Origin of the sequence: Actinomadura macra NBRC 14102, from assembly GCF_001552215.1 — a bacterium.
Lineage (GTDB): Bacteria > Actinomycetota > Actinomycetes > Streptosporangiales > Streptosporangiaceae > Spirillospora > Spirillospora macra.
Window position 1 is genome coordinate 728,906 of record NZ_BCQT01000006.1, and the last position, 14,307, is coordinate 743,212.

General features: G+C 70.2%; 10 protein-coding genes. 7 read left to right on the forward strand and 3 right to left on the reverse strand.

The genetic code is table 11. The annotated features are described in order from the left end of the window. Positions 1–3 precede the first annotated feature (3 nt). Positions 4–846, forward strand: a complete 843-nt coding sequence (locus tag AMA02S_RS12490; protein ID WP_245667472.1) for an ABC transporter permease — start codon at positions 4–6, stop codon at positions 844–846. A 397-nt stretch (positions 847–1,243) separates the two neighbouring features. Here AMA02S_RS12490 and AMA02S_RS12495 read toward each other — a convergent pair whose 3' ends face one another. The 3 genes from AMA02S_RS12495 to AMA02S_RS12505 are packed head-to-tail and all read right to left on the reverse strand — an operon-like array spanning position 1,244 to position 4,766. Continuing rightward, positions 1,244–2,749 carry a sugar ABC transporter ATP-binding protein gene (locus AMA02S_RS12495; protein WP_067456380.1) on the reverse strand — a complete coding sequence of 502 codons (1,506 nt, stop codon included), beginning with the start codon at positions 2,747–2,749 and terminating at the stop codon, positions 1,244–1,246. A gap of 5 nt (positions 2,750–2,754) precedes the next feature. Next, positions 2,755–3,819 carry a sugar ABC transporter substrate-binding protein gene (locus tag AMA02S_RS12500; protein ID WP_218004918.1) on the reverse strand — a complete coding sequence of 355 codons (1,065 nt, stop codon included), beginning with the start codon at positions 3,817–3,819 and terminating at the stop codon, positions 2,755–2,757. A 20-nt stretch (positions 3,820–3,839) separates the two neighbouring features. Continuing rightward, entirely contained in the window at positions 3,840–4,766 is a 927-nt protein-coding gene (locus tag AMA02S_RS12505) for an ABC transporter permease (RefSeq protein WP_218004919.1), read from the reverse strand. Between the two features lie 1,256 nt (positions 4,767–6,022). On the opposite strand from AMA02S_RS12505, the gene AMA02S_RS12510 reads away from it, so the two are divergent. From AMA02S_RS12510 to AMA02S_RS12535, 6 genes are all read left to right on the forward strand, one after another. Further along, entirely contained in the window at positions 6,023–8,893 is a 2,871-nt protein-coding gene (locus tag AMA02S_RS12510; RefSeq protein ID WP_067456387.1) for a helix-turn-helix transcriptional regulator, read from the forward strand. A 97-nt stretch (positions 8,894–8,990) separates the two neighbouring features. Further along, the gene (locus tag AMA02S_RS12515) at positions 8,991–10,022 is read left to right on the forward strand and encodes a 3-oxoacyl-ACP synthase III family protein (RefSeq protein WP_067456390.1); all 1,032 of its coding nucleotides are present in this window, start codon (positions 8,991–8,993) and stop codon (positions 10,020–10,022) included. Continuing rightward, complete coding sequence (locus AMA02S_RS12520) at positions 10,022–11,923, forward strand: HAD-IIIC family phosphatase (protein ID WP_067456393.1); 1,902 nt, start codon at positions 10,022–10,024, stop codon at positions 11,921–11,923. Before AMA02S_RS12515 ends, AMA02S_RS12520 begins: the two co-directional genes overlap by 1 nt. Continuing rightward, the gene (locus AMA02S_RS12525; RefSeq protein WP_067456396.1) at positions 11,920–12,144 is read left to right on the forward strand and encodes an acyl carrier protein; all 225 of its coding nucleotides are present in this window, start codon (positions 11,920–11,922) and stop codon (positions 12,142–12,144) included. The genes AMA02S_RS12520 and AMA02S_RS12525 overlap by 4 nt, the downstream gene beginning before the upstream one ends. Further along, positions 12,141–12,920, forward strand: coding sequence for a 2-oxo acid dehydrogenase subunit E2 (locus AMA02S_RS12530; protein ID WP_067456399.1), 780 nt, complete (start codon positions 12,141–12,143; stop codon positions 12,918–12,920). Before AMA02S_RS12525 ends, AMA02S_RS12530 begins: the two co-directional genes overlap by 4 nt. Then, positions 12,917–13,999: an alpha/beta fold hydrolase gene (locus tag AMA02S_RS12535; protein WP_067456402.1), complete on the forward strand. Its 1,083-nt coding sequence runs from the start codon at positions 12,917–12,919 to the stop codon at positions 13,997–13,999. Before AMA02S_RS12530 ends, AMA02S_RS12535 begins: the two co-directional genes overlap by 4 nt. The last annotated feature ends 308 nt before the right edge of the window (positions 14,000–14,307 follow it).

Here is a 14,307-nt window from a genome sequence, read left to right on the forward strand (position 1 = left end):
CCGGTGTCGATCACAACGTCCACGGCCAAGACGGCGCCACCACCGGCGGCCGATGCGGGCGTGGCCTGGACGGGCAGCGGACGCGCCAACCAGATCCTCGTCCTGACCGCGCGCTCGCTGCGGGCGCTGGTGTTGGAGCCGCGGGTGCTCCTCACCAGCATGCTGACCCCGCTGCTGATGCTGGTGGTGTTCAGCCAGATCTTCGTCAGCGTCGCGGCGACCCCCGGCTTTCCCGCAGGGGTCGCCTACATCGACTATCTGCTGCCGGCCATCATGGTGAACACCGCGATGCAGTCCGCCCTCCAGACCGGTATCGCGCTGACCCACGAGATGCGCGACGGCATCATCACGCGGCTCCGGTCGCTTCCGGTGTGGCCGGGGTCGATCCTCATCGGACGCAGCCTCGCCGAGTTGGTCCGCGGCGCGATCCGGCTCACCTTCCTGCTGGCCTTCGCCTTGCTGCTGTTCGGGTTCCGGCCGAGCGGCGGACCCGTCGGGGTGCTGACCGCGATGGCGCTGGCCCTGGTCGTCGGGGGAGGTCTCGGCTGGGTCTTCATCGCCCTGGCCTGCTGGATGCGGCACATCGAGCTGGTCCAGAACCTGTCGGGCATGGTGACGCTCGTTCTGATGTTCGGCTCGAACGCGTTCGTCCCGATCGGCAGCCTGCCCGGCTGGCTCCAGGTGATCGCGACGCTGAACCCGATGAGCTACGGCATCGCCGCGGCCCGCGACCTCACCCTCGGCCACCCGGCCACCGGCGGTGCGGCTCTCGCGTTGGGCGCCAGCCTCACGGTCGCCACGCTGGCCGCCGCCATCGCCGTCCGCGGTTTCCAACGCCCCGCCTAGGTGTGTCGCACAGCTGCCTCAGCCCCGGCACGGGGGCATCACCTGGCTGGTGAGGCGCCGTTGGAGGCGAGCCTCGCCGGTCAGAACGCGGAGCATGTCGCGCTCGCCTGGGCCTGGTCAGAGTGCGGGCCGCCAGGCGAGCACCGCGGGCCGGGGCTTTGAGGCACTGCCTGATCCCTGCCTCGTTTTCGGCCATGGACTCGGGTGTCTCGCGGACTCGATATCGGTCGGTGACAAGATCGGGGACAGACGTCCGGGGTGCGCCCTTTGTGAGGCACACCCCGGATCGAGAATGCAACTGTGGAAAGGCAGCCCTTGCCTGGGGCAGCCCCCGGGCTGGACCCTCCGCTGGTCACGCCCGGCACTGCTGCACCAGCCGGGCATCCGGCTCAGGTGCCTATTGTCGTTCTCCTGTGTTCGAGATCCGGACGATCGCGTGCTGGTCGAGATCGTCGCCGGACAGGCGCGCGGCTACCTTGCCGCGGTGGAATACCAGGACGCGGTGGCAGATCATGGCGAGCTCCTCCACGTCGGTGGAGGCGAGGAGGACCACGGCACCGTCCGCGGCGGCGGCGCGGATCAGGTCGTGGATCTCGGCCTTCGCCCCCACGTCCACACCGCGGGTGGGGTCGTCGAGCAGCAGGACCGCCGGCGCCGCGTCGAGCCACTTCGCCAGCACCACCTTCTGCTGGTTCCCGCCGGACAGCAGGCCGGTTCGCTGCTCGATGTCCCGGCATCGGATCCGGAGCCGTTCGACGTGTCCGCGCGCCCGTTCCCGCAGCACCGAACGGCGCACGATCACGCCGTCACGGCTCAGCCCGATCGCGCGCACCTGGCCGATGTTCTCCCAGATCGGCTGGTCCAACATCAGCCCGCGCCCGCGCCGGTCGCCGGAGACCACCGCGACCCCCGCCGCGATCGCCCGGCGCAGCCCGCGCGGCACCGGGCGGTCACCGGGCAACCGGACGGTCCCGTGGGCCGGGCGACGGAGCCCGGCGACGAGTTCGAGGACCGCCAGGTGGCCCGCGCCGGCCAGGCCGGCGACCCCGACGATCTCCCCGGCCGACACCCGCAGGTCGACCTCGCTCATTACGCCCTCGACGGACACCCCGTCGAGCCGCAGCTCCCTGCTCTGCTCGCCGCGCGACACCGACGGCGGGGGCGGTGCCGTTTCCCGTTCGGGACGGGGACCCAGCATCGCCGACACGATGTCGTCGATGCTCAGCGTCGACCGGTCGGCGCCCTCCAGCACCGCCTGGCCGTCCCTCAGCACCGTGATCACGTCGCAGAGCTGCATGACCTCCTCAAGGATGTGGGAGACGAAGACCACTCCCACCTGCCGGTCCCGCAGCACCTGGAGGATGCCGAGCAGCCGGTCCGAGCCGTCCTGGTCGAGCGCCGAGGTCGGCTCGTCCAGGACGAGGACGCGCGGCTGGGCGATCAGCGCCCGGGCGATCTCGACGAGCTGCCGCTGTCCGAGGGAGAGGTCCCTGACCAGCGTGCGGAGGTCCACGTCCAATCCGAGACTGGCAAGGATCGGCTGGGCGGCCTCGACCATCGCACGCCGGTCCAGGAACGGACCGCGGAGCGGTTTGCGGACCGGGTAGAGGTTGGCGAGCACGTCGAGGTCGGGAAACAGGTTCAGCTCCTGCGACACGACCGCCACGCCGTGGCGCACGGCGTCGAACGTGTCGTTGAAGGCGACGGGCTTGCCGTCCAGGGTGAGGGTGCCCGCGTCCGGCCGGATCGTCCCGGACAGCACCTTCACCATGGTCGACTTCCCGGCTCCGTTCTCGCCGAGGAGCGCGTGCACCGAGCCCGCCTCGACACTGATCGTGCCGTTCGAGAGCGCCGTGACACCGCCGTAGGACTTGCTGATGTCCCGTGCCTGAAGTACCGCCATGACGCTCAGTTCGCCTGGTTGAGCGGCTTGAGGTACTTACCCGGGTCGGCGAGCTGCTGCTGGGTGATCGCCTTGAAGTAGGCGGTCCGGCTCTGCTCGTTGGCCTGCCGCTTCATGATCTCGTCGATGTTGGACGAGTTGATGACCAGCGTGCCCGGGTTCCACCAGCCCTCCGGCAGCTTGGTGCCCTTGCGCTTGTGGTCGATCATCAGCTGGAGCGCCACATAGCCCTTCAGCCAGTGCTCGGGGGAGGACAGGGCGAACAGCGATCCGTCCTTGACGGCCTTCAGCGCGGCCGGGTCGATGTCGCACGAGCCGGCCAGGAACTTGCGCCCGGTCTGCTTCTGGATCAGCGGCAGCGAGACACCGTCCTGACCGCCGACCCCGAGGAACGCGATGGCCTTCGGGTTCGCCTTGACGATCGAGTTCCAGGCGTTGTAGTTGTCGGTGGGCTCGGACTTGGAATCGAACGGCCCCTTGATCGTCAGGCCGGGGCGCTCCTTCTTGATCACCGCGGTCAGTCCCTCGATGCGCTGTTCGAGCAGCCGCAGGCCGGGGATGTCGTTGCCGATCACGACCTCGCCCTTGGCGTCCGCTGGGAGCTTCTTGATGAACTCCTGGCCGAGCGCCGTTCCGACCTCGGTGTTGCTGTTGCCGACGAACAGCTTGGTCTTCGTTCCGGGCGGCGGAGCGGCGTCCACCGCGACGGTCGGGACGCCGTCGTCGTCGGCCTGGACGAGCGGGCGCACGAACAGGTCGGGGGCGAGGCTCTGCAGGCCGAGCCCGTCCTTGGAGTTCCGGATCGCGGAACGGAAGAGCTGGACCTGGGCGGGCCCGTTGACGCCGGTCGGCGCGGCCGCGTTGAGGGTGACCTTGCCGTCCGCGGCGGCCGCCGCCTTGGCGCCGAACGCCATTTCCTGGAATGGGTTCTGCGTTGTGCTGGCGTAGATGAAGCCCATCTTCAGCGTGCCGGTCTTCTTTCCGGAACCGCCGGAGTCGCTCGTCCCGCACGCGGTGAGCGCGACCGAACCGATCAGCACGGTGGTCAGGGTAAGAGATCTGATCTTCACGTTGCCCTCCTCAGAGGTGTTCAGAGTCCAAGCAGGGCGTCGTCACGTCGCCGCCGTCGCCGTACAAGACTGTCGAGTGCGACCGCCGCGAGAATGACGCCGCCGGTCGCGAACGCGCTCCAATTGGCGGGGATGTTGAAGTACTGAAGCCCACTGGTGACCACACTCAGGAGAACGGCGCCCAGGCAGGCTCCGATGACGGTGGCGCTGCCTCCGCGCAGGGGCGTCCCGCCGATGATGGCGGCGGCGATCGCCTGGAGTTCGAACCCGGTACCGATGTTGGGGTCGCCGGAGGTGAAGAAGGCCAGCCCGAGCACTCCGGACAGCCCGGCGAGCAGCCCGACGAGGACCAGCGCCTGGAGCCGGACCCGGGCGATCGAGATCCCGGAGAACGTCGCCGCCTCGGGGTTCGAGCCGATCGAGCGCACCCGGTACCCGAACGGTGTGAAACGCAGCACCAGGGTGAGGAGCACGGCGACGAGGATCAGGATCCATACGCTGGTGGGAACGCCGAGGATCTTCCCGCCCAGCAGCGTGAAGAAGGAGCTGTCCAGCGGCAGCCCGGTTACCTGCTGGCCGCCGCTCAGCGCGAGCGCCAGACCACGGAAGACCGAGAGTGTGGCCAGCGTGGCGACGATCGCGGGGATGCCGATGAACTGCACGATCAGCGCGTTGACCAGGCCGAGCCCGGCTCCGAGCAGGATGCCGAGCGCCGCCGCCGGCCAGGGGGGCACCCCCTCGTTCATGAGCAGCCCGGTGCAGATCACCGTCAGCCCGAACGTCGACCCTACCGACAGGTCTATCTCACGCATCGAGAGCAGATAGGCCATGCCGCAGGCCAGAAGCCCGACGTATACGGACGACTGTAGAGTGTCCAGTAGCTGCCCGGGCCGTAGGAAGTCCGGATGCAGCACGCTGGTGAACGCGATCAGGACCACGGTCGCCACCAGGACGCTCGTCGCCTCTCCGCGTCCGGCTCTGAGGGCCAGGTTTGGAAGCCGGCCGAGTGCCGGTGGTGTGGTCTTGTCTTGGCTTCGAGGTGCCCGTTCGGCTTTTTCCTCGGTGTCGGACTGGCGGTCCGCAGTCACGGTGACCCCCTTCCTCGTCCGCTGTGGACGCTTCGGGCAAGTTCACCCCCTTCGTCGCCAGCGAACTTGGCTGTGGCGGAACAGTCCTTGTCTGTGACGGAACGGCCCAGCGACGGAGCGAGGGTAAAATCGGTCACACGGCCACAAAGATGCATAAATCACCTCTGACCACACACAGCGACGACGTGCTCGCTGGGGTGGTCGCGTGAACGTGTCAGGCCCATGGTCGTACAGGTCGGCCGAGATGTCAGTGGATCTACGCTTTCCTGCCGATGTCACGGACGGCATCCATGGCATCACGACATGTAGCGACCCATATGCCCTAAGTCGGAGCACCACTGCTGTTTTCGGTAGATGGGCATACTGGGCGGAATACCGGAGACGCGCAGACGAACCAGACGAACCAGACGAAGTCGACATGTGAGTCGACGCCTAAGCCGCCTCTCCCGCCGATGAATGTGCGTGACGCCACGCCCCGCCTTACGGGGAGCCCTACCTTGGTGTGACTCTCACCACGTGTCTCTACTGGCCGCTGGGCACGAGCGCTCAAGCGCGCGAAGGGTATCGACCGCGGCGAGCCAGTCTTCGCCCATCCCTACCGCGTCGACGGGGGAATTGCCCCCATGAACGATCCGAGTTGACCGGTAGCGGCCATCCGCTGAGGCGGGAACGGACACGCGGGCCCCGTTTGCGGCTGTCAGAAGCCGGGCGTCCGACGAACAACCAGTTCACATGTGCCACTCCACTGATGGGTCGCGTGACCCGACCAGGGCCGGGGTCGTCACGATGCGCTGTTCGTCCACCACTCAATGCATCGGAGGTCCGCTCCCGTCCCAGGGGCGGAGGGGCTCGTGCGCGTAAGATTAAACGGTACGAGCGCCGCCCCGTCAGCCACTCCCGGAAGAAGGATGCCAGAGACCTTGGAAGAAACGTTGTGACGTTCCCCCGGCATTGCACAGAAATTGTTTTGTACGTGCCGTAATAAAAGAATGTCCTTCCAACCACTGGGCAACCCGAGAACGATATTCCGTGTAAGCGTTGTGGGTCATACTGCGATCATTATTCTCCTCCGCCAGAACCGTGCCGCGGCTCGCACATAGGAGGTCTCTGATTTGATGGGCCGTACACAGTCCGTAGCGCGTCCGCAAGCGAACATCGTCAGGAACGGCGAGACACGGCGGCTGCACGGCGCACTCGACGCTCTCGACCAGGGGCAAGGCCAGATCGTCGAGCTGGTGGGCGAGCCGGGGATCGGCAAGACCCGGCTGCTCGCCGACATGTTGGGCGAGGCGCACCGTCGCGGCCTCGCGGTGTTCCACACCCGCTGCACCGAGTTCGAGCAGAACATCCCCTACCAGGTGTTCGCCCATCTGCTGGCGGCCCGGCCGATGACCGACCGGCTCCTGCGCCTGCCCGCCGACGATCGCAACCTGATCGGCAAGGTCGTGACGCGGCCGCAGACCGGCTGTGCCGAGTCCGAACGGCCCGCGGCCTGGCACCGCTACCGGCTGTCGTTCTCGATGCGCACCCTCCTCGGCGGGCTGACGGAGAAGGTCGTCCTGGTCATCGAGGACTTCCACTGGGCCGACGCCGAGTCGGTCGAGCTGATCGACTACCTCGTCCGGCGGCCGGTGGACGGCCCGCTGCTGATCATGATCGTGCACCGGCCGCGGCAGGCGTCCCCGCGCCTGCGCAGCACCCTCGCCCACGGCATCGAGCTGGGCTCGGTGACGCGGATCGAGCTGGGGCCGCTGTCGCTGGAGCAGTCCGCCCGGCTGCTGGGCATGCCCCGCGAGGAGCCGAGGCTCGCGGAACTGCATCTGGCCAGCCAGGGCGTCCCGCTGTACCTGTCCGCGCTGGCCGCCGACGGCCATGACCTGCGCGGCGGGCTACCGGCCGGCGATCCACCGGCGCACCTGTCCGGCCTGCTGCTCGGGGAGATCACCGCGCTGGACGCGCGGGAGTCGTTCGTCGCGGCGGCCGCCGCGGTGCTGGGCGAGCACTGCGTGATGGACGCGCTGATCGAGGTCGCGGAGATCGGCTCCGCCGACGTCGAGAAGGCGGTCGACGCCCTCATCGCCCGCGACGTGCTGCGTCCGGTGAACAGCGGCGCCGGCTTCACCTTCCGGCACCCGATCATGCGGTGGGTCGTCTACGCGAACGCCGACCTGACGTGGCGGCTGTGCGCCCACCGCAAGGCCCTTCAGGCGCTGGCCAGGCGCGGCGCCACCGCGGCCGAGCAGGCCGTGCACGTGGAGCGTTCGATCGCCCGCGCCGAGGCGCTGGACCTGGACATCCTGACGAGCGCCGCCGAGGACGCCCTGCTCACCGACCCCGGGCGGGCCTCGCACTGGCTGGAGGTCGCGCTCCGGGCGTTCCCCGAGGGACGGATGGAGCCGCGCAAGCGGATCGAGTTGCTGCTGCTGCGCACCCGGACGCTGGGTCTGGCCGGACGTCTGTCGGAGAGCCGCGACCTGCTCCACCAGGTGTTGCGGGCGGTCGGCGACGACCACCGCGACCTGCGCGCCTCGACGGTGGCGTTCTGCGCGGTGATCGAGTGCCTGCTCGGTCACTTCGCGGAGGCTCGGGCACTCCTTGCGGGCGAGCTGGACGCCATCTTGACCTGTGACGACCCGCCGGCGGAGGCGGCGACCCTGCTCATCGAGCACGGGATCATCGGCGCGTTCGACGGGCAGATGCCGAGTTGCGACCAGGTGAAGGCCGCCGTGCGGCTGGCCCGCCGGCACGGGGACCGGGTGGCCGAGGCCGGCGCGCTGGTCCTCGACGGCCTCTGCGACGCGTTCAACAGCGCCCCCCAGGCGCGGGCGTCGCTGGCGGTGGGCTCGGAGTACATCGACCGGCTGTCGGACGCCGAACTGGCCACCCACCCCGAGTACCTGGGGCTGCTCGGCTGGGCCGAGACCCTGGCGGGACTGTTCCAGGATTCCCAGCGGCACTTCGCCCGCGGCATGGACATCGCGCGCAAGTTCGGGCGCAGCTACATGCTCCCGGCCATGCTTCTCGGCCTCGGCAACGTCCACCGGCACACCGGGCACCTGGCGGACGCGCGGCGGACGGCGGTGGAGGCGCGGGAGCTGGCGGAGGGCTTCAACGCCGATCACCTGTCCGGGCTGGCCCTCGCGCTGGAGTCCCTCGCCATGGCGGAGGGCACCGGTGAGGGTGTCAGCGAGACGGCGGTGCGGCTGGCGGAGCAGGCGTTCTTCATCCTGCGCTCGCGGGACTTCTTCTGGAGCATGGCGGGGGCGATCGCGGTGGCCGCCGCGGCCTGGTACGACGGCGGCCCGCGGCGGTCCATGATGCTGCTGCTCGACGCCGGGGGCGGCGCCGATCTGCCGCGCATCCCGCCGTTCCAGCGCGTCCAGGCCCTGACGCTGATCCTCGCGGCCTCGCTGGCCGTCGGTGAGCCGCTCCCCAAGTGCGCGGACCTCGCCGAGGAGGAGGCGGCGGGCCTCGACCTGCCGTCACCGCGCGCCTACGCGCGCGTGGCACGGGCCATGATGCTCAAGCACGAGGGGCGCTGCGCGGACGCCGCCAAGGCCTACCAGGAGGCCGCCGACCTCTTCTCCGAGGCCGGGATGATCCACGCGCAGTCGAGGGCGCTCCTGCTGGCCGCCCACGACCTCGTCGAGAGCGGTCCGCGCCAGGAACTGCGCTCCAACCTCGTCCTGGCGCGGGAACTGGCGCGCCGCTGCGGCGCCGATCGGGCGGCGCAGGCGGCGGCGCAGCTGCTGCGCAGCCTCGACACCGGGGCCGCCGAGACGGCGCCGCACGCGGACCTGTCGGTTCTCACCGAACGGGAACGCGAGATCGCCGGCATCGCGGGGACCGGTCTGCGGACCCGCGAGATCGCCGCCGAGCTCTCGCTGAGCCCGCGCACGGTCGACGTCCATCTGACGCGCATCTACCGGAAGCTCAGCATCAGCTCGCGGGCCGCGCTGGCCCGGCTGATGGCCGAGTCCGGTTGAGCGCCCGACGCCGGCGGCTATTAGGTCACGTTTAGGCGTGCCGTACAGGATCGGCACCGATGCGCAAGCCTGTTCGACCCCAGGGGAGGAACCGGGGATGGACGCGTCGGACATCCGTATCCTGTCGGCCGGAACGGCGTTGCCCGGCCCGCCGGTGACGAACGCAGAGCTCGCCGAGCGCTTCGGCATGGACGCGCTGTGGGAGCAGTGGGTCGAGGTCTTCATCGGCACCCGGACCCGACATCTGTCGGTCGATCTCGGCAGCGGCGAGATCCGTTCCACGCTCGCCGATCTGAGCGAGCGGGCCGCACGGCGGGCGCTGGACGCCGCCGGGCTCCGGGCCGCCGACGTCGACGTCGTGGTCATGGGGACGGCGACGCCCGACACCCTCATGCCGACGACCGTCAACGTCGTCGCGGACCGGCTGGGAATCGACGGAATCCCGACCTACCAGCTGCAAAGCGGTTGCTCGGGGGCCGTCCAGGCGCTGGAGGTGGCCCGGCAGGCGCTGCTCGCGGGCGGGCACCGCACGGCCCTGGTCATCGCGGGCGACAGCTGCGCCAAGCACTTCGACCTCGGTGCCGACCTGCGCGCCCTGCCGCCCGCGGAGCTGGTGAACGTCGTGCTGTTCGGTGACGGCGCCGGGGCGGCGGTGCTCACCGCGGACGCGCCGCCCGACTCGGTGGCGCTCCGCCGGGTGCTGACCAGGTTCACCGGACGGGGGCGCGCTCCCGGGCAGACGGTCGAGTGGTTCGGCCTGGCCGAGCGGGACGCGCAGCGCGCGGCGGTCGCCGAGGACTATAAGGCGATCGAGGAGTCGGTCCCCCAGATGTCCGCGGAGATCCTTGAGGAGCTGCTGACCGGTCTGGACTGGAAGCCCTCCGATGTGGACTACGTGCTGCCGCCGCAGCTCTCGGGCCGGATGAGCGAACGCATCGGAGCGCGCCTTGATCTGCCCGTCGCGGAGGAGATCACCTGCGTGGAGGAGACCGGGAACTGCGGGAACGGCCTGCTGTTCTTCCAGCTGGAACCCGCTCTGCGCCGGCTGGAGCACGGCGACCGTGTGGTGGGCATCGCCGTCGAGTCCAGCAAGTGGATCAAGGCCGGGTTCGCCTTGGAGCGGGTTTGATGGGCACTCAACTCCAAGGCGCTGAGCAGATCTCCGCGTGGCTGCGGTCCGGGCTGCTGGCGGCCCGGTACCCGGAGGTGCCAGGGGTGCTCGCCGATCTCGACGCGGACGGGCTGGCGCGTGCCGGACGGCTGCTGGCCCGGCTGGATCCGGACGAGGTGGCCGCGTCTCATCCGGGCGTCCCGTCCGTCAGGGTGGCGATCACCGGGCACGGCACGCTGGACCCGCTGGTCCCCGCTCTCACGGCCGAACTGGCGCGGCACGGGCTGCTGCTACGGCCGTCCACGGGCGACTTCGATGGCTATGTCTTCGACCTGTCCGACCCCGGCAGCGCCCTGTACGCGACCGATCCCGACCTCGCGCTGTGCGTCCTGGATCCGGCGGTGGTCTTCGACGAGGTCACGGCGCCCTGGCGTCCCGAAGACGTCGAACAGGTGCTGGCGGGCAAGCTCCGCCTAATCGAAGGGCTCGCCGAACACTTCACCCGTACGGCGCGCGGCACGCTCGTGCTCAACACGCTCCCGCTGCCGTCGCGGCTGACCGCACAGCTCACCGACCACCGTTCGCGTGCCCGGCTCGGCGCGGCCTGGCGGGAGGCGGGCGCGGCGCTGCTGCGGCTGTCCGAGGCGCACGAGTCGCTCGTCACGATCGACCTCGACGCGCTGGTCGCCGAAGGCATCCCCGTCACCGACCCGCGGATGGACGTCTATGCCCGGATGCACCTGTCGGCCGAACTGCTCGGCAGGTACGCACGCGAGATCGGGCACCTGGCCCGCAACCTCACCGGTCGCACCAAGAAATGCCTGGTCGTCGACCTGGACGGGACGCTGTGGGGCGGCGTGCTGGGAGACGACGGGCAGGATGGCATCGAGGTCGGGGAGGGCCATCGGGGCGAGGCGTTCGCCACCTTCCAGCGGACGGTCAAGCAGATCGGGTCGCAGGGGGTGCTCCTGGCCGCGGTGAGCAAGAACGACCCCGAACCGGTCCGCCGGGTGCTGCGCGAGCATCCCGGGATGGTGCTGCGCGAGGACGACTTCGTGCGGGTGGTCGCCAACTGGCGGCCCAAGCACGACAACCTCGCCGCACTGGCCGCGGGCCTCAACATCGGCGTGGACTCCCTCGTCTTCGCCGACGACAGCGACTTCGAACGGGGCCTGGTCCGCCGGGAACTGCCGGGCGTCGCGGTGATCGGGCTGGACGGCGAGCCCGCGCTGCACGCCGAGCGGCTGCTGGCCGACGGCTGGTTCGACACCCGCGACCTGACCGCCGAGGACCGGGCCCGCCCGGCGCGCTACCGCGAGGACCTCGCCCGCCGCGACTTCCTCGACACCTTCGAGTCGCTGGAGGGCTACCTCGCCGAACTGGACGTGCGGGTGAGGCTGGAACGGGTGACGGAGGCGCAGGTGCCGCGGGTCTCCCAGCTCACGCTGCGGACCAACCAGTTCAACCTGACGACGCGGCGGCTCCAACCGGCGGACGTGCGCGCTCTCGCCGCCGACCCCGACGCGTCCGTGCTGGCCGTCCATTCCGCCGACCGGTTCGGCGACAACGGGCTGGTCGGCGCCGTGTTCCTGCGCCGGGACGGGTCCGTCCTGCGCATCGACAACTTCCTGCTGAGCTGCCGGGTCTTTTCCCGGGGCATCGAGCAGGCGTGCTTGAGCGCCGTCCTGCGGCATGCGGCGGCGAGTGACGCGAAGGCGGTGCTGGCCGAATACAGGCCGTCCGCCAAGAACGGCAAGGTCCGCGACTTCTACACGCGGCACGGCTTCAGCCGCGTGGACGAAACCGGCGACGACGGGAACGGCGGCGGAACGGCGGAGTTCCGGCACGACCTGCGCTCCATCGCCGCGCCGCCCGCCCATCTTCGGCTGACCGACGGCCTCGGAGGAGAGACACGGTGACCACGATCGACGACTTCCTCACGCTCGTCCGGGACGAACTGGGGCTGGAGGTCTCGTCCGCCGATGCGGAGCGGAGCCTCGACGAGGTGGCGGGCTGGGACTCGGTGCATCTGCTGGCCTTGGCCGGCGCGCTGGAGCGGGCGACGGGCCACAGCCTCGTACTGCCCGACCTGCTGGAGGCCGACAGCCTCGCGGCCATCTACAAGGTGGCGGTGGCGTGAGCGGTCCGTCCGGTACGCCGCTCCCCCGGGAACGCCGGCACACGCTGTACTTCCTCGACGAGATGCGCGCGTTCTCGCCGGTCTTCCTGGACACCGAGGTGGAGATGACCGAGCTTGCCGCGCACCGCGCGTCCGTGGACCGGCGCTACTCGACGGTGACGTACGCCGTCCACACGGCGGCGAGGGTCCTGGCCCGCCATCCCGACGCGAACGCCGCCGTCCGGGGCCGCATCAACCCCCGGCTGGCCCGCTACCCCGGCGTCCACGCGAAGATCACGTTGGACAAGACGCTGAACGGGCAGCGCGTGGTGCTCTCGGCCGTCCTGCGGGACGCCGACAAGGCGGGCCTGGACGACCTACAAGCCCAGGTGGAGCGGTACCGAGACGGTGACCCCGCCGAAATGGAGGAGTTCGCCGGGCTCCGGGCGCTACACCGGCTGCCGGTCCCGGTAGGCCGCGCCGCCTTCCGGCGGGTGGTCCGGCCGCTGCGGGGCAGGGCGGAGCGGTTCGGCACCTTCGCGGTCACCTCGCTCGGGCATCGTCCGGTCGACGGTTTTCATTCGGTCGGCGGGACCACGATCACGCTGGGCCTCGGCCGGGTCACCGACCGTCCGGTGGCGCGCGGCGGACAGGTGCTGGTCGCCCCGACCATGCGGCTCAGCCTGGCCTTCGACCACCGCGTCATCGACGGTGCGGAGGCCGCGGACGTACTCGCGGAGATCAAGGACGGGCTGGAGTCGTTCAAGGCGCCGGCCGAGGACGGTGACCCGCGGTGAACGACGTCGCCGAGCTCAAACGGTTCGTGCTCGTGCACGCCCGCGCGCAGGGAATCCCCGGACGGGAGCACCAGGCGATCCTGCGCCGCGTCGAGTCCGACGACGGGAACGAACCCGGTTCCTGGGTGCGGGCGTGGGTCGAGGCGGGCGAGGCGCTGGAGCGGCGCGGCCGGTTCCTGGACGCCTGCCGCCGCTACAACATGGCCCGCTTCCCCTACGTCGACGGCCCCGCCCGGCAGGACGCCCTCGACCGATGCCTTACCGCCTTCGACCGCTGGCGGGACGGCAACGGGATCGAGCGACTGGACGTCGACCTGGACGGTGCCCAGGTGCGCTGCTGGACGACCGGCCTGGACGAGCGCGACCCCCGTCCGCTGCTGCTGGTCATGGGCGGGATCGTCAGCGTCAAGGAACAGTGGGCGCCGGTCCTGGCGCAGGCGCGCAGGCTCGGGCTCGCCGGCGTCGTCGCGGAGATGCCGGGAGTGGGCGAGAACACGGCCCGCTACGGTCCGCAGAGCCGGCGGCTGCTGCCGCGGATCCTGGACGCCGTGGCGGGCCGCGCCGACGTCGGCAACACCTACGCGGTGACTCTGAGCTTCAGCGGCCACCTCGCCCTCGGCTGCGCGGCCGACGATCCACGGATCAGGGGCATCATCACGGTGGGCGCACCGGTCAGCGGATTCTTCACCGATGCCACCTGGCAGCGGCAGGTACCCCGTATCACCGTCGACACGCTCGCCCACATCAGCGGCGTCTCCCCCGACGGCGTCCACGCGCACCTGCGCGACATGGCACTGGACGGCGACCGGCTCGCCGCCCTGGACATCCCCGTCCACTACATGGCCAGCCGCCGGGACGAGATCATCCCCGGTTCCGAGACGGAGCTGCTCCGCCAGCACGTCCGCGACCTGCGCCTCATCGAGAACGACGACGTGCACGGATCGCCCCGCCACTTCGTCGAGACCCGGCTGTGGATCGTCCGGTCACTCCTGGAACTGGGCGGCACCCACCGCCCCCACCGAGCCGCCCTCGGCGCACTACTCCGCGCCCAACGCGCGCGAACCCGCCTCGCTGGGTGAACAGATCTGCCTGGGGCAACCAGCCGCTGGCCGACCTCGACGCCCGGTTGCCCGTCGTGAGCACGCGGACGGTTCGCTGCAACTAAAGAGCCTCCCCGCGCGGGGAGGCTCTTTGTGTTTGGTCGCGGGCGTCCTATCGCTGGTCGTATGACCAGCCTCTGTCCTTTGACGCAGCCCCTTTTCCTCGGCCGCGGCACGCTGGAGTTCCTCCAGTCGTTCGGGTTCGACCACATCCGTGGGGATCGAATGGGGGCCGAACACGGCTGTGCGGCTGTTGGTGTGCAACATCGGGCAACACCCCTTGACGA

Coding starts and splice junctions, on each gene's coding strand:
- AMA02S_RS12510 (WP_067456387.1), top strand. CDS start 6,023: ATGGGCCGTACACAGTCCGTAGCGCGTCCGCAAGCGAACATCGTCAGG.
- AMA02S_RS12520 (WP_067456393.1), top strand. CDS start 10,022: ATGGGCACTCAACTCCAAGGCGCTGAGCAGATCTCCGCGTGGCTGCGG.
- AMA02S_RS12495 (WP_067456380.1), bottom strand. CDS start 2,749: ATGGCGGTACTTCAGGCACGGGACATCAGCAAGTCCTACGGCGGTGTC.
- AMA02S_RS12515 (WP_067456390.1), top strand. CDS start 8,991: ATGGACGCGTCGGACATCCGTATCCTGTCGGCCGGAACGGCGTTGCCC.